The organism is Pseudomonas sp. NPDC098747 (assembly GCF_044760045.1).
Taxonomy (GTDB): domain Bacteria; phylum Pseudomonadota; class Gammaproteobacteria; order Pseudomonadales; family Pseudomonadaceae; genus Aquipseudomonas.
Window position 1 is genome coordinate 149,323 of the sequence record NZ_JBIWAL010000001.1, and the last position, 17,302, is coordinate 166,624.

18 protein-coding genes are annotated in these 17,302 nt (G+C 61.0%); 4 read left to right on the forward strand and 14 right to left on the reverse strand.

Annotation, left to right across the window (positions count from 1 at the left end; all coding sequences use genetic code 11):
- Positions 1-117: 117 nt before the first annotated feature.
- Positions 118-1,881: a flavin monoamine oxidase family protein gene (locus ACIQVE_RS00665; protein WP_402803544.1), complete on the reverse strand. Its 1,764-nt coding sequence runs from the start codon at positions 1,879-1,881 to the stop codon at positions 118-120.
- Between the two features lie 221 nt (positions 1,882-2,102).
- Here ACIQVE_RS00665 and ACIQVE_RS00670 point away from each other — a divergent pair, with 221 nt between their 5' ends.
- Together ACIQVE_RS00670 and ACIQVE_RS00675 are read left to right on the forward strand one after the other, a co-directional pair.
- Positions 2,103-3,509 carry an adenosylmethionine--8-amino-7-oxononanoate transaminase gene (locus tag ACIQVE_RS00670; RefSeq protein WP_402803546.1) on the forward strand — a complete coding sequence of 469 codons (1,407 nt, stop codon included), beginning with the start codon at positions 2,103-2,105 and terminating at the stop codon, positions 3,507-3,509.
- 219 nt (positions 3,510-3,728) lie between these two features.
- Positions 3,729-4,448: a 16S rRNA (uracil(1498)-N(3))-methyltransferase gene (locus ACIQVE_RS00675; protein WP_402803548.1), complete on the forward strand. Its 720-nt coding sequence runs from the start codon at positions 3,729-3,731 to the stop codon at positions 4,446-4,448.
- 121 nt (positions 4,449-4,569) lie between these two features.
- On the opposite strand, the gene ACIQVE_RS00680 is transcribed toward ACIQVE_RS00675, so the two are convergent.
- Genes ACIQVE_RS00680 through ACIQVE_RS00690 form a run of 3 tightly spaced genes read right to left on the reverse strand, consistent with a single transcriptional unit; the run spans position 4,570 to position 7,104 of the window.
- Complete coding sequence (locus ACIQVE_RS00680; protein WP_402803550.1) at positions 4,570-5,472, reverse strand: transporter substrate-binding domain-containing protein; 903 nt, start codon at positions 5,470-5,472, stop codon at positions 4,570-4,572.
- Positions 5,473-5,502: 30 nt separating this feature from the next.
- On the reverse strand, positions 5,503-5,853 hold the full coding sequence (locus tag ACIQVE_RS00685; RefSeq protein WP_402803551.1) for a RidA family protein: 351 nt from the start codon (positions 5,851-5,853) through the stop codon (positions 5,503-5,505).
- Between the two features lie 12 nt (positions 5,854-5,865).
- The gene (locus tag ACIQVE_RS00690) at positions 5,866-7,104 is read right to left on the reverse strand and encodes a D-amino acid dehydrogenase (protein WP_402803553.1); all 1,239 of its coding nucleotides are present in this window, start codon (positions 7,102-7,104) and stop codon (positions 5,866-5,868) included.
- 108 nt (positions 7,105-7,212) lie between these two features.
- Here ACIQVE_RS00690 and ACIQVE_RS00695 point away from each other — a divergent pair, with 108 nt between their 5' ends.
- On the forward strand, positions 7,213-8,118 hold the full coding sequence (locus ACIQVE_RS00695; RefSeq protein ID WP_402803555.1) for a LysR family transcriptional regulator: 906 nt from the start codon (positions 7,213-7,215) through the stop codon (positions 8,116-8,118).
- 18 nt (positions 8,119-8,136) lie between these two features.
- Here the strand turns inward: ACIQVE_RS00695 and ACIQVE_RS00700 are convergent, their stop codons facing one another.
- A complete protein-coding gene (locus tag ACIQVE_RS00700; RefSeq protein ID WP_402803557.1) occupies positions 8,137-8,754 on the reverse strand; it encodes a hemolysin III family protein in 618 nt (205 codons plus the stop codon).
- A 141-nt stretch (positions 8,755-8,895) separates the two neighbouring features.
- Between ACIQVE_RS00700 and ACIQVE_RS00705 the strand changes: the two genes are divergently transcribed.
- A complete protein-coding gene (locus tag ACIQVE_RS00705) occupies positions 8,896-9,816 on the forward strand; it encodes a LysR substrate-binding domain-containing protein (protein ID WP_402803558.1) in 921 nt (306 codons plus the stop codon).
- Positions 9,817-10,037: 221 nt separating this feature from the next.
- Here ACIQVE_RS00705 and madM read toward each other — a convergent pair whose 3' ends face one another.
- The 9 genes from madM to mdcA all read right to left on the reverse strand — a co-directional run bounded on the left by madM (position 10,038) and on the right by mdcA (position 17,264).
- Complete coding sequence (gene madM, locus ACIQVE_RS00710; protein ID WP_402803560.1) at positions 10,038-10,802, reverse strand: malonate transporter subunit MadM; 765 nt, start codon at positions 10,800-10,802, stop codon at positions 10,038-10,040.
- 5 nt (positions 10,803-10,807) lie between these two features.
- Positions 10,808-11,200, reverse strand: a complete 393-nt coding sequence (gene madL / locus ACIQVE_RS00715) for a malonate transporter subunit MadL (protein ID WP_402803562.1) — start codon at positions 11,198-11,200, stop codon at positions 10,808-10,810.
- A 65-nt stretch (positions 11,201-11,265) separates the two neighbouring features.
- Entirely contained in the window at positions 11,266-12,186 is a 921-nt protein-coding gene (gene mdcH / locus ACIQVE_RS00720) for a malonate decarboxylase subunit epsilon (protein WP_402803564.1), read from the reverse strand.
- Entirely contained in the window at positions 12,183-12,803 is a 621-nt protein-coding gene (locus ACIQVE_RS00725; RefSeq protein WP_402803565.1) for a malonate decarboxylase holo-ACP synthase, read from the reverse strand. The genes mdcH and ACIQVE_RS00725 overlap by 4 nt, the downstream gene beginning before the upstream one ends.
- Positions 12,797-13,582: a biotin-independent malonate decarboxylase subunit gamma gene (mdcE, locus tag ACIQVE_RS00730; RefSeq protein ID WP_402803566.1), complete on the reverse strand. Its 786-nt coding sequence runs from the start codon at positions 13,580-13,582 to the stop codon at positions 12,797-12,799. The genes ACIQVE_RS00725 and mdcE overlap by 7 nt, the downstream gene beginning before the upstream one ends.
- Complete coding sequence (locus tag ACIQVE_RS00735) at positions 13,579-14,430, reverse strand: biotin-independent malonate decarboxylase subunit beta (RefSeq protein WP_402803568.1); 852 nt, start codon at positions 14,428-14,430, stop codon at positions 13,579-13,581. Before ACIQVE_RS00735 ends, mdcE begins: the two co-directional genes overlap by 4 nt.
- Entirely contained in the window at positions 14,423-14,722 is a 300-nt protein-coding gene (locus ACIQVE_RS00740) for a malonate decarboxylase subunit delta (protein ID WP_056786420.1), read from the reverse strand. The genes ACIQVE_RS00735 and ACIQVE_RS00740 overlap by 8 nt, the downstream gene beginning before the upstream one ends.
- Complete coding sequence (locus ACIQVE_RS00745) at positions 14,722-15,594, reverse strand: triphosphoribosyl-dephospho-CoA synthase (protein ID WP_402803570.1); 873 nt, start codon at positions 15,592-15,594, stop codon at positions 14,722-14,724. Before ACIQVE_RS00745 ends, ACIQVE_RS00740 begins: the two co-directional genes overlap by 1 nt.
- Positions 15,594-17,264, reverse strand: coding sequence for a malonate decarboxylase subunit alpha (mdcA, locus tag ACIQVE_RS00750; protein WP_402803572.1), 1,671 nt, complete (start codon positions 17,262-17,264; stop codon positions 15,594-15,596). The genes ACIQVE_RS00745 and mdcA overlap by 1 nt, the downstream gene beginning before the upstream one ends.
- Positions 17,265-17,302 lie beyond the last annotated feature (38 nt).

Consider the following 17,302-nt stretch of genomic DNA (forward strand, 5'->3'; position numbering starts at 1 on the left):
GTGGGAAGTCTCCTGTGCAGCGGTAGGCCGCTGGAATGCACTGTTTTGCGCGGGGCAGCGCACGCTGAGAGCAAAAAAAGCGCGGCATACGCCGCGCTTTTTCGTTCACACCCAGCCTTACTGCGCCTTGGTCTCGGTCGTTGCCGCAGGTTTCGCCGCTGGCTTCTTCGTCGGTTCAGCCTTTTTTACCGCCGGTTTGACCGGAGCTTTTTTCGCTTCGGTTTTGGCCGCAGGCTTCTTCGCGGCTGGCTTGGCCGCTGCTTTCTTCGCAGGCTCCGCTTTTACCGGGGCAGCTGGCTTCGGTGCTTCCACCGGAGCAGGCGCAGGTGCCGGGGTTGGCGCTGGAGCCACTGGTGTTTGCGCCGGCTCTGGCGCTTTCACAGGTTCTGGCTTCTTCTCGTCATCCGAACCCCCGAACAGGTTGCTGAAGAAGTTGCCCTTCTTCGCTGCCACGGCACCTGCCGCGCCCGCCGCTGCTGCGGCCGGGATCACTTTAGCCGGTTCGAACGACTTGCCTGCCGCCAGATCTTCAACCTGGCTGGCCGCACGCTGACCGGTGCGCAGTGCGCCTTCCAGAGTGCCCGGATACAAGGTGTCGGTATGTTCGCCGGCGAACGCTACGCGCTGCAGCGGACGTTCCCAGATACGCCAGAACTTGCTGATCTGGCCCGGGCCGTAAGCCAGGTAGGCGCCGCCCATCGACGGGTCGGTGCTGTAGCGACGGATCTCATAACCGGTGAACGAGCCACGGGCCTGTGGATAAAACGCGTGCAGACGGATCAGCACCTGATCGGCCATCTGCTTGTCGCCAAATGCCTGCATCACGCGAGCATTGTCGCCGGACAGGTTGATCACCACGTTGGCGCCGCCCTTCAGCGCGGGCTCGATCCACAACATGCCCAAGCCTGTGTTGCTGTAGATCTCGCCGGACATGCGCGACTTGCTTTCCCACACTGGCGTCTTGAACTTCAGCATGATCTGGTCGCGCCAACCGTAGTTGGTGCCCTTGATCGCCGCCAGACGCTGGGCATCCAGCGCCGGGGTCAGCTGAATCTTGTTCAACGCACGCAGCGGTACTGCCAACACAACGTAATCGGCCTGGTAACCGACGCTGCCGACCTTGACGGTCACGCCGTCCTTGTCCTGGCTGATGGCCGACACGGGCGAATTGGTCTTGATGGTTTTGATCTGTTTGACGAACGCTTGGGCCAGCACCTGGCTGCCGCCGACCAGACGCGAAGCACGCAGGTCACGGTCGGAGACGCCGCGATACACGCGGTTCTGCTGAGCGAAGTACAGCAGCGACAGGCGCGAAGGCTCGTCGTAGTGGGTGCGGATGTCCTGGTTGATCAACTGACGCGCAGTGGCGGGCAGATTCTGTTTGTCGAGCCAGTTCGACACGGTGATCTGATCCAGTGCGTGCAGGGTGCTGGTCGCCGTCGGATTCTGCGGATCGTCGATCGAGCGCGCCAGATCGTCGAGGGTTTTCTGGTAGCGCTTCAAGGCATCGGCGGTGGCTGGTTGCTTGGTCGCCAGGTCGGCGGCGGAGAAGTACTCGCCGTCGATCAGATAACCCGGCGTACGCACGAATTCCGGTGCCGGTGTGGTGCCGAGCTTGAACGTCGAGACATACTTGTTCAGCACCGGCTGAGTCTTGTCGTTGCCTATCCACTCGCTGGTGGCCATGCCCGAGCGACCGCCCAAGCCTGGTTTGGCTTCAAGCAGCGTGACCTGCCAGCCTTTGTTTTGCAGTTCGTAAGCGGCCGTCAGGCCCGACAGGCCGCCGCCGATCACGATTGCGGTTTTATCCTTGGCCAGCGCAGTCACGCTGAACAGCCCCAACATCACCAGCGCACAGGCGCGCAGCCAACCGACAGACATTCAGCGAACTCCGGAAATACACAGAAAAAAGCAGTTGTGCGGGCCAGACGACCCTAAGAACCGCGAAGAATACGTTAGCCATCAAAACGCCGCCAGCGACGTCTATCGACTCATACAAAGTAGCTCAATCGACACAATGGGTTGTCCCCGCGCGATGCATTGCATAGGCTTGCGCGATTGTTTGCCCGCGCCTGTCGCGAGCCGCCTCGAGGAGACTGTAAATGGGCCTGAATAACCAGTGGATGCAACGCGATCTCGCGGTGTTGTGGCATCCCTGCACCCAGATGAAAGACCACGAACAGCTGCCGCTGATTCCGATCAAGCGCGGCGAAGGCGTCTGGCTCGAAGACTTCGAAGGCAAGCGCTACCTCGACGCGGTCAGCTCCTGGTGGGTCAACGTGTTCGGCCACGCCAACCCGCGCATCAACCAGCGAATCAAGGATCAGGTCGATCAACTGGAGCACGTGATTCTCGCCGGCTTCAGCCATCAGCCGGTGATTGAGCTGTCCGAGCGTCTGGTGAAGATGACGCCGGAAGGCCTGAATCGAGTGTTCTACGCCGATAACGGTTCGTCCTGCATCGAAGTTGCGCTGAAAATGAGCTTTCACTACTGGCTCAACCGCGGACAGCCTGCCAAAAAGCGCTTCGTCACCCTGACCAACAGCTACCACGGCGAAACCATGGCGGCGATGGCGGTCGGCGACGTGCCGCTGTTCACCGAGACCTACAAAGCCCTGCTGATGGACACCATCAAAGTGCCGAGCCCGGATTGCTACGGGCGCCCCGAAGGCATGAGCTGGGAAGAACACTCACGCAACATGTTCGCCGCCATGGAACAGACTTTGGCAGATAACCATGACAGCGTTGCGGCAGTGATTGTCGAGCCGCTGATCCAGGGCGCTGGCGGCATGCGCATGTATCACCCGGTGTACCTCAAGCTGCTGCGCGAAGCCTGCGACCGTTACGGCGTGCACCTGATCCTCGACGAAATTGCCGTCGGATTCGGTCGCACCGGCACGATGTTCGCCTGCGAGCAGGCCGGCATCCGTCCGGATTTCCTCTGCCTGTCCAAGGCCCTGACCGGCGGCTACCTGCCGCTGGCCGCGTGCCTGACCACCGACGATGTCTACAGCGCGTTCTACGACGACTATCCAACCCTGCGCGCCTTCCTGCACTCGCACAGCTACACCGGCAACCCGCTGGCGTGTGCGGCGGCGTTGGCGACGCTGGATATCTTCGAGCATGACAACGTGATCGAGAACAACAAGGCACTCGCTCAGCGCATGGCTTCGGCGACGGCGCATCTGGTCGATCACCCGAACGTCAGTGAAGTGCGTCAGACCGGCATGGTCCTGGCGATCGAGATGGTCAAGGATAAAGCCACGAAAGAGGCCTACCCTTGGCAGGAGCGCCGCGGCCTGAAGGTGTTCCAGCATGCGCTGGAGCGTGGCGCGCTGCTGCGTCCGCTCGGTAGTGTGGTGTATTTCCTGCCGCCGTATGTGATCACCCCGGAGCAGATCGACTTCCTCGCCGAAGTCGCCAGCGAAGGCATCGACATTGCCACGCGTGACAGCGTCAGCGTGGCCGTGCCAAAGGATTTCCATCCCGGCTTCCGTGATCCGGGCTGATTCCCTGATGATTCAGCCCACCCCCTGTGGCGAGGGGATTTATCCCCGTTGGGTGGCGCAGCCGCCCCAAAATCTGCAATCGCGGTGAATCCGATGTACCGCGTGCAGTGATTTCACGACTGCTGCGCAGACGAACGGGGATAAATCCCCTCGCCACAAAGGCAGTCATCAATAGTCAGTAACCACAGCAATTCTGATCCAATTTTTTAGAGACCCACCATGAGACTGTCCCGCTTCTTTATCGACGCCCCGCTAAGCACCGGCCAACACGAACTGCCGGAGGCCCAGGCGCATTACATCAGCCGCGTGCTGCGCATGGCCGAGGGCGATGCGGTGCAAATGTTCGACGGTTCGGGTCATGAGTTTCGCGGCTCCTTGCTGGAAGTCGGCAAGAAACGCGTGGTGGTGCAGATCGACGAGCAGTTCGCCGGGCAGATCGAATCACCGCTGCACATCCATCTCGGCCAAGGCCTGTCCCGCGGCGAGCGGATGGACTGGGCGATCCAGAAAGCCACCGAACTGGGCGTGAATGAAATCACCCCGATCTTCAGCGATCGCTGTGAAGTTCGCCTCAAAGACGAGCGCGCTGATAAACGCCTGCAGCATTGGCGTCAGGTGGCGATCAGTGCGTGTGAGCAATGTGGTCGTTCGCGGGTCCCGGTGATTCATCCGCCGGTACTGCTGGCGGACTGGATCAAGCAGACCGAAGCCGAGCTGAAACTGGTGCTGCACCCGGTGGCCGAGCCGCTGGTGAGCCATGCCAAACCGGCGACGCTGGCGTTTCTGATCGGGCCTGAGGGCGGGTTGTCCGAGGCCGAGGTCGAGCAGGCCAAAGGCAATGGTTTTCAGGCTGCGCGCTTGGGGCCGCGAGTGTTGCGCACCGAGACGGCGCCGGTGGTTGCGCTGGCGGTGGCCCAACAACTTTGGGGTGATTTCTAAGGCCCCATCGCTAGCAGGTTAGCTCCCACATTGGCTCTCCAGTGAACATGAAACCAATGCACACTCGAGATCCAATGTGGGAGCCAGCCTGCTGGCGATCAGCAACACCGAGGTCTGGAACTTACTGCACCGGATCACTGGTTGGCTTGGCAATAATCGCCTTCAACTCGCTGGTCATCGGAAACTCCAGATTCAAACCCTTCGGCGGAATCGGCTGTTCGAACCAGCGCTGGTAAATCCCGTTGATCTCGCCCGAACTGTACAAATCAGCCAGCGCACCGTTGACCAGCGCTAGGAACTGCGGATCATCCTTGCGCACCATGCAGCTATAGATTTCCCGCGACTGCTGCTCTCCCACCACCACCCAGTTATGCGGATCGCGCGACTTGGCCCGCTCGCCGTAAAGCAGTGCATCGTCCATATAGAACGCCACCGCCCGCCCGGTTTGCAGCATTTGGAACGCTTCACCATGATCCTTGGCACTGATCACGAACATGTTCAGATTGTGGTCGAGGTTATAGCTCTTCAGATAGCGTTCGTTGGTGGTCCCGGCGGTGGTCACCACGTTCTTGCCGCGCAGGTCGGCGAAGCTTTTGATGCCGCTATCCTTGGCGGTCAGCAACTGACCTTTGACGTAGATGAAACCGTAGGAAAACGACACCTGTTTCTGCCGCTCGGCGGTTACGCCAGTGGAGCCGCATTCGAGGTCGACCGTGCCGTTCTGCACCAGCGGAATGCGCGTCTGTGACGTTACCAGGTTGTACTTCACCTTGAGATCCGGCAGCGCCAGTTGCTGGCGGATACGCTCGACAATTTTGCCCGCCAGATCCACCGAATACCCCATCGGCTTGCCAGTGTGATCACCCACGTAAGAGAACGGCACCGAGGCATCGCGATAGCCCAGGGTGATGCTCTTGGCACTGGCGATTTTGCCGAGAGCGCCGGTCAAAGGCGCTTCATTGGCCTGGGCCTGACTGCCGATCAGCAGCCCCAAAGTACAGGCAAGCAACGTGATTTTTTGCATTGTTATTCTCCGTTGTGGGTATCAATTGTTTTAGCGCCGCGCCGCAATGACGGTGATTTCCACCAGCACCTGTGGGCGTGCCAGTTCGGCTTGCAGCGTAGTGCGGCTCGGCGCCTTGCCCGGCGTCAACCACGCGGACCAGACTTCGTTCATCGCGGCGAAATCGGTAGTGATGTCTTTCAGGTAAATCGTTGCACTGAGCAGATGATCCTTGTCGCTGCCCGCTTCGGCCAGCAGTGCATCGATTTTGGCCAGCACTTCGCGGGTTTGATTGCCGGCGTCGATTGCGTCGCCCGGCACCTGACCGGAAAGGAAAACCAGATCGCTAAAGATCACGGAGCCGGACAGGCGCGGGTTGGTGTGCAGACGCTGGATGGTCATGGTTGAGTCCTCTCAGAGATGTGAATTGAAACCGCGCATATCGATCGAAGGGCGTTGCTGGCCGATCAGTTCGCTGAGCAATTGCCCGCTGCCGCTGGCCAGGGTGAAACCCAGTGCGCCGTGACCAAGGTTCAGCCACAGATTGCGATAAGCCGTCGCACCCAGTAGCGGCACGCCAGTCGGGGTTGCCGGGCGCATGCCAGCCCACTCGATGGCGGCGTCGTAATTGCCGGCCTCAGGAAAAGTGTCGCGGGCCTGACGTTTGATCAGCGCCAGCCGTTCGGGGTCGACCGCTGGATCGAAACCGACGATGTCGACCATCGCCGCCACACGCAATTGTTCACCGATGCGCGCGTAGACAATCTTGCGGTCGTAGTCAGTGATGCTTATGTCCGGCGCGCGGTGTTCGCTGCCGATCGGCACGGTCAGGCTGTAGCCCTTCAGCGGATACAGCGGCAGACGCAGACCGGGCAGCGCCAGCAATGGGCTGCGATGGCCGGCGGCGATGACCAGTTGCTCGACAGGCATTGTTTCGTTGCCCAACTCGATAGCCGTGACCGCGCCGTTGCTGTGAGAGATCCCGGTCACCGCTTGGCCGAGTCGAAACTCGCAGCGCCCGGAGGCCTGCAATCGCGCGGCCAGTTGCTCGCAGAATCCGTGGCAATCGCCAACCTCTTCGTCTGGCGTATAGATCGCGCCAACAAACGGCGCATCGGCCAGCGCCGGTTCCAGTTGCGCGCATTCGCTGGCGGACAACACCCGCTGTTGTTGCGGATCGGCCAGGCCTTTGCGGGCATGGTCAAAACTGCCGGTCTTACGGAACGTCACCAGTTTGCCGTTACGCCGCCAGTGAAAGTCGGCCAGCCCGTCATCTTCGCGCCAGCGCTTCAGCGTGCCTTGGCTGAACGTCGCCAGTCGCAACAGATGCGCAGCGTTTTCACGGTTGACGCAAGTGCGGCACGCGGCAAGAAACGACGCCATCCAGCGCCACTGCGCCGGATCCAGACGCGGGCGCAGCTTGAGCGGTGAATCGCCGCGCAGCATCCAGCCAATCGCTTGCATCGGCACGCCGGCATCAGCCAGCGGCGCGACATAGCGGTACGACAACTGGCCACCATTGGCGAAACTGGTCTCGCTGCCGAGCGACTCCCGCGCCTCGACCACCGTCACCTCAAAGCCGTCGCGCACCAGCGCATATGCCGTTGCCAGGCCAATAACGCCACCGCCGATGATGCAAACATGCTGAGCCATTGCTGCCCCTGAACTCTGGTAAAGACCAGACCGAGGTTAGAGCCAGGTGACAGCCGCCGAACAATGAATAAAGATGCTCATCCCATAAACAAAGGTTATGGACTCGCCATGCGTCTACGTCACATCGAGATTTTCCAGGCCATCCGCCAGACCGGTTCGGTCAGCGGCGCTGCGCAGTTGCTGCACGTCTCGCAACCGGCAGTGACCAAGGTCTTGCAACACGCCGAGCAGCAGTTGGGTTTTCCGCTGTTTCTGCGGGTACGCGGCAAGTTGCAGGTCACCCCGGAAGCGCTGGAACTGGAGCGCGAAGTCGACAAGGTCACGGAAAGCCTGCAAGGCGTGCGGCGCCTGGCCCAGAGTTTGCGCCGCGAGCCGGGGCACAGTTTGCGTATCGGTGCGACGCCGGCGCTGGCACTGGCGTTGTTGCCGCCAGCGATTCATGAGTGGACGACGCGCTACCCGGACATCGTCTGTGAGCTGTCCAGCGCCCACAGCCGTGAGCTGATGCAGAATTTGTTGATGCGTGAGGTGGATGTCGCGCTGACACTACAGTTGCCCGATCATCCGGGGCTCAAAGCGCAGCCCTTGGCGTGCGGAGTGCTGGTGGCATTGGCGCCGAAAGATTTCTGGCCGGCGCAAGATGCGGGTAAACCATTGCCGCTGATGGCGTTGGCGGGGGCGCCGTTGATTGGCTTGTCCAGTGCCGATCCATTGGCGGCAAGGCTCGACAGTTATCTGGAAGCGGTCGAGCCGCCGCCTCGTACCCGCATCGCCGTGCAAACGTATTCACTGGCACGCGCAATGGTGGAGTCCGGGGCGGGCGTGGCCGTGATCGACCCGTTCACCGCACTGGGCGCTTCTTCGGTAACCACAACCATCCGCCCACTGTCCCCGCCATTGCCGATCACGCTTTACGCAGTCACCCGCGCCAGTGAACCCTCACCGCATACCCTGAATGATCTGCTGAAGATTTTCAGCGATCGAGCGCAGAAACAGCTGGATGGCCTCAGCTAACAATTGGCGCGACACGGTCTACAGCACGTAAAACATAATCGCGACAAAGTGCAGCAGACTCCCCGCGATCACGAACAAATGCCAGATCCCGTGGGCATGCCGTAGCCGATGATCCAGGGCAAAAAAGATAATCCCCACGGTGTACAACACCCCGCCCGTCGCCAGCCAGGCAAATCCGGTTGCGCCCAACGCCGCCAGCAACGGATTGACCGCCACCAATACGATCCAGCCCATCACCGCATAGATCACGATGGACAGAATCCGCGCCTCGGAGCGCGGTTTGATTTCTTGCAAAATGCCAATCAGCGCCAGCCCCCAGACAATCCCGAACAGCGTCCAGCCCCACACTCCGCGCAACGTCACCAGGCAAAACGGCGTGTAACTGCCGGCGATCAGCAGATAGATCGAAAAGTGATCAACCTTCTTCATGATCTCTTTCTTGCGCCCGCGCACGCTGTGGTACACGGTCGATGCGCTGTACAACACCAGCAGGGTAAACGCGTAAATCGCCACACTGACAATCTTCCATGGACTGCCATCGAGGCAGGCGATCACCAGCATCCACACACCGCCGATAAAAGCCGCCACTGCCCCGACCAAATGCGTCCAGGCGTTCAATCGTTCTCCGTGATACATCTATTGCTCACCTCAAAATTCGTTACCGCCGCGCGCAAGGCTCGGGCCTTGAGCGTAAAAGCGCAATGTTTCTGTTAAGCGCGACCTGCGCACAACTCGGTAATTGGGCACAATCGGCCGATACCAAAAAGAGTCCGCGCCATGCTCATCGACGAAGAGTTGACCCTGAAAAAACTCGAGGTGTTCCTCGCTTTCATGCGCACCGGCAACCTCGCCCGCGCCGCTGCCGAGTTGCAGACCAGCAACGTCAGCGTGCACCGCGCGATTCATTCGCTGGAAAGCGCCCTGCGCTGCCCGCTGTTCAAACACGAAGGACGCAACCTGACGCCGCTGGAAAGCGCCTACGTACTGGAAGAGCGCGCGCAGAAGCTGATCCAGGACGTGGTCGAAAGCGTACGCCTGACCCGCGAGGCCGCCGGGTTCTCCGCCGAACGCTTCAAACTCGGCTCGCTGTATTCGCTGACCGTGAAGACGGTGCCGCAGCTGATCATGGGCCTGAAAATCCGCCGCAGCGAACTCAACATCGACCTGATTCTCGGCTCGAACATCGACCTGATCTACAAGCTCAAGAACATGGAAGTCGACGCGATTTTAGTGTCGCTGGACGACAGCATCAACGACCCGGATTGCGAGCAGATTGCGCTGTTTTCCGATGACATCTTCCTCGCGACGCCCGCAGATTCAAGGTTCGCCCAGCGCAGCGAAGTCGATCTGGCCGAGGTGCGTGATGAAACTTTTATCACCCTGACCCAAGGCTTTGCCACGCATCAGGACGGTAATCGGGTGTTCAAGCAGGCAGGGTTCGAGCCGAAGGTGGCGATGCAGGTGAATGACATCTTCACGCTGCTGAGCATGGTCAGTTCGGGGGTGGGTTATGCGTTGCTGCCGGGGAGGATTGCGGCGGTGTATGAGAATCGGGTGAAGCTGATTCCATTGCAGGAAAAGTATCGGTTGCAGCAGCACATTGGTGTGGTGTTCTTGAAGGCCAAGGAGCGCGATCCGAATTTGCTCGCGTTGTTGGCGGAGTGTCGGATGTATGCCAATCGCCAGGCTGGGGTTTGACTGGGAGCAGATCAAGATCAAGAGCTACCCCCTCACCCCAGCCCTCCCGAAACGTCGGACCGCCCCCAAGGGGGCGAGGGGGAAAGGGAGCAGATCTTCATGCTTTTCAAACCTGAGCTCGACACAGGTGTTTCAGGTCGATGTATAGCGCCAAAACTACTCGGTCAGTCCCCTCTCCCTCCGGGAGAGGGTTAGGGTGAGGGCTGCTTTTTGGGTCGACGCTAGCCCACCAACCCACGCATCAGCAGATACAACAGCGAAGGCCCAAGCAAACACCCAAGCGCGGTATAGAACGCCGCCGTCAGACAACCGTAAGGCACCAACTTCGGATCCGTCGCCGCCAGCCCCCCGGCCACGCCGCTGGAAGTGCCCATCAACCCACCGAAGATCACTGCACTTCGCGGGTTGTTCAAGCCGATCATCGGCGCCACGAACGGCGTCATCACCATCACCAGAATCGCCTTGATCAACCCAGCTGCAATCGACAACGCCATGACTTCCGAGCTGGCGCCAATCGCCGCCCCGGTCACCGGGCCGACAATGTAAGTCACCGCTCCCGCGCCGATGGTGGTCAGGCTCACCGCGTCGGTATAACCGAACGCCATCGCCACCCCTACCCCGGCAACAAACGACGTCCCGACCCCGACAAACAGCGCCAGCACACCGACAAACCCAGCACGTTTGAGTTCATCAACACTCACCCCGAACGCCGTGGCAACAATGGCGAAATCTCGCAACATCGCGCCGCCCAGCAAACCGATACCGGACAACAGAGGGATATCCACCACCCCCTTCTGCCCACCAGTCAGCGCCCCGCCGACATACGACAGCACCAGTCCCAGAAGAATGGCGATGGCCGAGCCGTGCAACCGGCTCTTGGTGAAGGTGTTGGACATCCAGTAGGACACCCACATGGTCAGGCCGACAATCAGAAAACCGCTGATCAGGCCGTAGCCAGTGATGACTTTCATCATTGATTCGTACATGGCGATTACCCCGCAGTCTTGGCTGGAGCAATCGGCGCCGGGTCCTTGTTGCCGAGGCGCACCAGCACCGGCACCAGGGCAAAGGCAATCACCACCGCGAGCGTCCCGGCGAGAATCGCCATCGGCCCGCCCTTCAGCGCGCCGTAAACGTTTTGCTGCGCCGCCATGGCGACCACGATCGGAATGTAGATCGCACTCCAGAACTCGACACCCTGTTCGGTCTTGCCCTTGAGCCAGCCAGTCTTGTTCAGATAACTGCCCAGCCCGATCAACAGCAGCATTGCAATACCGACGCCGCCGACATTGGCCGGTACGCCGATCAGCTTGCCCAGCAGTTCACCGAACCAGACACCCACCAGCGTGCAAAAGGCCAGAAACGCCACACCGTAAATAATCATTGTTGTAGTCCTCAAAGTGCATCGTCGAATGTTGTTTTTGTTGTTCGAAGCTTGAGTCGGTGGTTTTAGAGTGGGCGGCTTCCCTCCTCACGCAATAGCGCCTGCAGGGTGTCGAGGCGAGCACTGTCGAAGGCAGTGACGGTGCCCTGCTCGAACACCCGGCGCGCCAGCCCGGTCAGCACCGCGCCGGGCGGCAGTTCGATCTGTAGACGCACGCCGCGCTCGTAGGCGCTTTGCACGGTGCCGCGCCAATCCACCACGCGGCACATGTTGAAAGCGAGGTCGTCGCGCAGGGCATCGACCTTAGTCACCGGGCGAGCGCGGCTGCCGCTCAGGTAAGCAATCTGCGGGGTTTTCATTTCAACCTTGGCAAAAGCTTCGGCGAGGATTTGCGCTGGTTTTTCCAGCAATGGACAGTGCGACGGCACGCTCACCGCCAGACGTTTCGCCAGCCCCGCGCCACGGCTGCGCGCCAACTCCGCGACCGCTTGCATCGCGATGTCGCTGCCGGCAATCACCACTTGGTTATCGGCGTTGATGTTGGCCAGATAAACCGGTGTTTCCGCGCTGTGAACCTGCGCCAGCAACGCTTCGACTGTGGACAATTGCAGGCCGATAATCGCGGTCATACCAAAGCCCTGTGGATAAGCCTGCTGCATCAACTCACCGCGAAGGCTGACCAGATGCAAGGCATCGCAGAAGCTCAGGGCACCCGCCACCACCGCTGCGGGGTACGCGCCGATGGACAAACCTGCGACGTAATCCGCCGTCAGTCCGTCCTGCAACAACTGCCGCGAAGCTGCTGTGCCTGCGATCAGCAGGCATAGCTGAACCGCCCTCGTCGTGCGCAACGCTTCGGCTGAGTCGAGGAGCAAAACGTCTTCGCCGAGCACATCGCTGGCCTCGGCCAAGGTTTCCCGAGGCAAACGCTGGAGCATGCCCGGTTGCTGCGCGCCCTGGCCGGGGAACACCAAAAGGCTGCTCACGCTGCCAACTCCTGCGGGTTCCACGGGTCGGCAACCAGACACGCTTGATGAGCATTTTTCAACAGTACCCGCGCTGAGGATCCGGCCCATTCGCGCAGGGCCACTGCGCCGAACGGCGTCTGCAACTGCATGTCGACCCGGCACGTTACCTGATCGAAAAGTTCTACCAGTTTGCGCGCCTGATTACGCGCCAACAGTTGCGGCGCGCGCAGGATCAGATCGAGATCGCTGCCCTCGTTCATCACCACAAAACCACTGGCCAATTCAAACCCGGCACTGCCGCTGACACCCCAGACCCAACCGCAATCATCGAGCATCGGTCGCAGATGTCTGAGCGCGCGCACAGCGGCCAAGTCGCGATTACTGTCGACATTGCAAAGCGCTTCGGGGTTGACCCGACAGGCAATCGAATCGACCGCCATAAACGCCGCTAGACGCTGCTCGCGCAACATTCCGCGCACGCCCACCGCCACGAAACCCTCAGCGCTCAACGCCCGACGCACCACCACCGGTTGCCCGGCGCTGAGCGATTCGATCGCCCAGCGCGGCGCATCCGCCGGCAACTGCTCAGGCGTCATGCCCCAGAGCAGGTCGTGGGCAAGAGGCATGTTCACCACTGCGCCCTCAGCAGTTCGCGTACGCGGCTGGAAGCTTCACGATTCTTCGCACCGAGACGACCGCTCAGATCATTGCCGCTGACATCGTTGATCGCTTGGCTCAGGCATTCAATCACCCGCGCCAGATCCTCCGCCGTCGGCTGTTCAATCTGCTGCACCGACAAAGTTTCCCAGAGCAAGCCTAGGCTGGCATAGCTGTCGATGTCATAAGCCATCGGCGGCACGCTGGCGGCCAAAGCTTCAAGTTCTTCGACACTGCGCAACGTTACCCGCGCAGCCGAGGCCTTACCCATCGCATGCACCATCACACCGGGATCACGCAGGGCAATCAGTCGGTTGGCCTGATAACCGTGGGCAAGGAACGCCCCGGACATCGCTTTGCCCACCAGAAGCGCAATCACCGGATGCCCGGCCAAACGTGCGCGGGCATAACTGTCCGCAGCACCGGCCAGGGCCTGATGGATGCCGAGGGCTTCCTCGCGTCGGCCATAGGCCTGGCTAGGCACATCGACGATGGCAATCAATGAGCGTTTCTGTGGTTTGTCGCGGTCGGCAGTGATCGCGTCATCCACCGCTTTTGCCAAACCCCAGCCTTCCAGTAAACCGACCTCGCCATTGCGGGCGCGAGGGAAACGATTGTCCGGGTCAGCCACCACGGCGATAAAACGCCCGAGTTCGCCATCGGCAACTTTCAGCGATGGCGGTAGCCCCTCGATCTCAACAGCGCCAGCGCTCAAAGCGTTGAACCAGTTCAAACCGCGCACGGAATAACCACTCATGAGCGCTCTCCTTGGTACAGATCGCGAACCACCGAAGGCTCGATTTGCTTGTCAGTGTCCAGGCTCGCCAGACGTTGCAGGAACCACTCGGCACGCTGACTGCGCGGCTGCGTCGGCAACCCCTGGTGCAACAAATCGCCGACTTGCTGCCGAATTTTCGCCACATCATCGGCGACATAACGATCCACCAACCCACTGGCAAACCGTTGTTCGCCACCGGTCAGGCTCCAGATAAAAGGCCGGTCGCGGGAGTCGTATTCCTCGATCCCGGCTTCCTGCTCGATCACCTGCGGGCCGTTCAAACCAAGGCGCGCTTCCTGAGTCACCAATAGATAACTGCACAGTGCAGCGGCGATCGACATGCCGCCAAAACAACCGACGCTACCCGCGACCACACCGACTACCGGTTGGTACTGTTGCAAGTCGACAATCGCCGCGTGAATATCGGCAATCGCCGCCAGGCCGAGATTGGCTTCCTGCAAACGTACGCCACCGGTTTCCAGCAGCAACACGGCACGGGTCGGGATGCCTTTGCGGTTGTCCTCGGCGGCCAGTTCCAGCGCACCGGCAATCTTCGCCCCGCCGACTTCGCCGAGACTGCCGCCCTGAAACGCGCCTTCGATGGCGGCGATAACCACCGGCAAACCGTCGACGTTGCCCTTGGCGATCACCACGCCGTCATCGGCCTGCGGCACCACGCCCTGGCGTTCGAGCCACGGCGACATGACGCGTTGAAACGGATCGAGCAATTCGCGAAAGGTGCCGGCATCGAGCAAGGCTTTCGCCCGTTGCCGTGCGCCGAGTTCAACGAAGCTGTGCTTGTGCAGAAGCGCTGCGTTGTCAGTCATGGCCGATCTCCTCGAAACCTTGTTCCAGACGCAAGCGCACCACGCCCGGCGTCGCGCCGAAATCGTGGATATCGATGGCCATGGCGGGCGGCGTGGTGCCGTCGAACATCCGCGCAAACAGATGCTGCCAGCGCTGCTGCGCGCCGTTGACCGAGGTCTGCACATTGATCGTCAACTTGCCGGCGAGCCCCGGTTCGATCAGCACTTCCAGATCGCCCGAGCCAACACAGCCGACCAGTGCGCGCCCACGTGGCGGCTGCCCGGCGGGGAATTCAAACGATAGGCTTTCCATCAAAATGCTCCCTGAAAGTTGTCGTCGCGCTCGATTCGGTCGAGCAATAACGTGGCGGCGAGCAAGTCGGCGGCACCACCGGGCGAGGCATTCAATGCGATGAGTTGTTGATCCAGTTCATGCAGTCGGCGGCGGCCGGTGAGGCTGGCGCTGCCGCCGGCATCGAGCACTGCTTGCGCGCCTTGCTGCATAGCTTGCAGCCCCTCTTCACCCGCGCGATAGAGCACGCAGGTGTCAGCGAGGTCAGTCATGATCGCCAGCAATGCGTCGAGCCGGGCGTTCTGTTCGCCGTGTCCGGCAGTGCGGCTTTTTTTCAGTTGCGGCAAGCCGCGTTGCAGCACGGATGGAAAACCGAGTTGCGCTTCTTCACGAGCACCGCGTGCGCCATAGCGCAGGGCGACTTGGGCGCCGTGGCTCAGCGGGCGAGGTGCGTAGCGATCATCGAGCAACGCCAGACGTGCGGCTCTTACGGCGACCGAGTTGACGCCAGAGGATTTCGATTCCAGCGCGGCGGAGGTTACCAACAGGCCCAAAGCCCAGATCGCGCCGCGATGGGTATTCACGCCGCAGGTTGTAGCGAGCATCGCTTGCTCGCCTTCACGGCCAATCCGACCGATGTTTTCGCGTAGCGTCAGATTGATTTCGCCGATTTCCAGAGCGGCTTCGGCCATCTCCTTGAACGCCGGCCACAACGACAACGCCGAAGCATGCATCAGGCCCAGGTGCAGATCGGTGTGCGCGCCGTTGCCGCGACGATCCACCAGCGCCGGTTTTGGCGACAGATCCGCTTCGTCGATCAATGCGTCGACCGCCAGGTCCGCCAGTCGCTCGGCCAGAGAAAGCGGTTTCGTTTGCAGGTTGAATGCGTGCATTACCAGCTCCTGAACTTGGCGGGCGGGTTGTAGAGGCCACCGGACCACTCGACCAGATCGGCCACGCTTTTCGCCGCCAGCAGTTCGCGGGTGGCGTCGGTGCGGCGGATGCCGAGGTCTTCGGGCAAGGCAATCAGGCCTTCGCGGCGCATGCGTTCGGTGTCTTTCGGGTTGTGGCGCAGGCCGATGGTGGTGACGCCCGCGACCGCAGCGATCATCGCTTGGCGCTCTTCCAACGAACGCGCCTTATAGAGGTAAGCGATGCCTTCTTCGGTCAGCAGGTGGGTGACGTCGTCGCCGTAGATCATGATCGGCGCCAGCGGCATGCCACTCTTCTTCGCCACTTCCACCGCGTCGAGGGTTTCTACGAAGGTTGGTTTACCGCCCTCCTGGAAAGTCTCGACCATTTGCACCACGAGTTTCCTGCCGCGTTCGAGCATTGGTTGCTGCGAGTCGTCATGGCGCATGTCCAGCCACGCGGGCGTGCCATGGCGGCGACCGCGCGGGTCGTGGCCCATGTTCGGCGCGCCACCGAAACCGGCCAATCGCCCACGCGTAACCGTGGATGAATGGCCGTCGCCATCGACCTGCAACGTCGCGCCAATAAACAGATCCACCGCGTACTGTCCGGCCAATTGGCAGAACATCCGGTTGGAACGCAGCGAGCCGTCACGACCGGTGAAGAACACGTCTGGCCGGGCGGCGATGTAGTTTTCCATGCCCAGTTCGGTGCCGAAGCAATGCACGCTTTCAACCCAACCACTTTCAATCGCCGGGATCAGCGTCGGGTGCGGATTGAGCGTCCAGTTGCGGCAGATCTTGCCTTTGAGGCCGAGCGATTCGCCGTAGGTCGGCAGGATCAATTCGATGGCCGCGGTGTTGAAACCGATGCCATGGTTGAGCGACTGCACGTTGTGTTTTTCGTAGATGCCGCGAATCGCCATCATCGCCATCAACACATGCACAGGCTTGATGTGGCGTGGGTCGCGGGTGAACAGCGGCTCGATGTAGAACGGCTTGTCGGCCACCACCACAAAATCGACCCATGACGCCGGAATGTCCACGCGCGGTAGCTCGCTGACGTCGTCGACCAATTGATTGACCTGGACGATGACGATGCCGTCACTGAACGCCGCCGGTTCGATCAGCGCCGGGGTGTCTTCGGTGCTCGGGCCGGTGTAAATGTTGCCGGCGCGGTCGGCCATGAACCCGGCCGAGAGCACGACGTTGGGGATCAGGTCCACCACCAGTCGTGCGTAGAGTTCGATGTAGGTGTGGATCGCGCCGATTTCCAGCAAGCCATCTTCGAGCAACTGGCTGATGCGCAGGCTTTGGGTGCCGGCGAAGGAGAAATCGAGCTTGCGGGCGATGCCGCGTTCGAACAAGTCCAGATGCTCGGAGCGGCCGACGCTGGGCATGATCATGTGCAAATCGTGGAGCTTTTCGGGGTCAGCCTTGGCCAGCGAGCGAGAGAGGAAATCCGCCTGTTTCTGGTTATTGCCCTCCAGCACCACACGGTCGCCGGGCAGGATCAGCGCTTCAAGCGCGGCGACGATCTTGTCGGTGGGCAACACCACACCGTCGGCCAGCCCGCGCACCTTATCGAGGCGGCGCTGCTTCTGATCGCGCCGCCGCGTCCAGCGCGAGTCGGGGGAAATTATTGTTGTCATGCTCACTCCACGGGGTTCGCTGTCGTGGAGCTAAGTTA

Excerpts from the sequence above, each read along its gene's own strand:
- ACIQVE_RS00665 (WP_402803544.1), bottom strand. The coding sequence starts at position 1,881 with ATGTCTGTCGGTTGGCTGCGCGCCTGTGCGCTGGTGATGTTGGGGCTG.
- ACIQVE_RS00670 (WP_402803546.1), top strand. The coding sequence starts at position 2,103 with ATGGGCCTGAATAACCAGTGGATGCAACGCGATCTCGCGGTGTTGTGG.
- ACIQVE_RS00675 (WP_402803548.1), top strand. The coding sequence starts at position 3,729 with ATGAGACTGTCCCGCTTCTTTATCGACGCCCCGCTAAGCACCGGCCAA.
- ACIQVE_RS00680 (WP_402803550.1), bottom strand. The coding sequence starts at position 5,472 with ATGCAAAAAATCACGTTGCTTGCCTGTACTTTGGGGCTGCTGATCGGC.
- ACIQVE_RS00685 (WP_402803551.1), bottom strand. The coding sequence starts at position 5,853 with ATGACCATCCAGCGTCTGCACACCAACCCGCGCCTGTCCGGCTCCGTG.
- ACIQVE_RS00690 (WP_402803553.1), bottom strand. The coding sequence starts at position 7,104 with ATGGCTCAGCATGTTTGCATCATCGGCGGTGGCGTTATTGGCCTGGCA.
- ACIQVE_RS00695 (WP_402803555.1), top strand. The coding sequence starts at position 7,213 with ATGCGTCTACGTCACATCGAGATTTTCCAGGCCATCCGCCAGACCGGT.
- ACIQVE_RS00700 (WP_402803557.1), bottom strand. The coding sequence starts at position 8,754 with ATGTATCACGGAGAACGATTGAACGCCTGGACGCATTTGGTCGGGGCA.
- ACIQVE_RS00705 (WP_402803558.1), top strand. The coding sequence starts at position 8,896 with ATGCTCATCGACGAAGAGTTGACCCTGAAAAAACTCGAGGTGTTCCTC.
- madM (WP_402803560.1), bottom strand. The coding sequence starts at position 10,802 with ATGTACGAATCAATGATGAAAGTCATCACTGGCTACGGCCTGATCAGC.
- madL (WP_402803562.1), bottom strand. The coding sequence starts at position 11,200 with ATGATTATTTACGGTGTGGCGTTTCTGGCCTTTTGCACGCTGGTGGGT.
- mdcE (WP_402803566.1), bottom strand. The coding sequence starts at position 13,582 with ATGAGTGGTTATTCCGTGCGCGGTTTGAACTGGTTCAACGCTTTGAGC.
- ACIQVE_RS00735 (WP_402803568.1), bottom strand. The coding sequence starts at position 14,430 with ATGACTGACAACGCAGCGCTTCTGCACAAGCACAGCTTCGTTGAACTC.
- ACIQVE_RS00740 (WP_056786420.1), bottom strand. The coding sequence starts at position 14,722 with ATGGAAAGCCTATCGTTTGAATTCCCCGCCGGGCAGCCGCCACGTGGG.
- ACIQVE_RS00745 (WP_402803570.1), bottom strand. The coding sequence starts at position 15,594 with ATGCACGCATTCAACCTGCAAACGAAACCGCTTTCTCTGGCCGAGCGA.
- mdcA (WP_402803572.1), bottom strand. The coding sequence starts at position 17,264 with ATGACAACAATAATTTCCCCCGACTCGCGCTGGACGCGGCGGCGCGAT.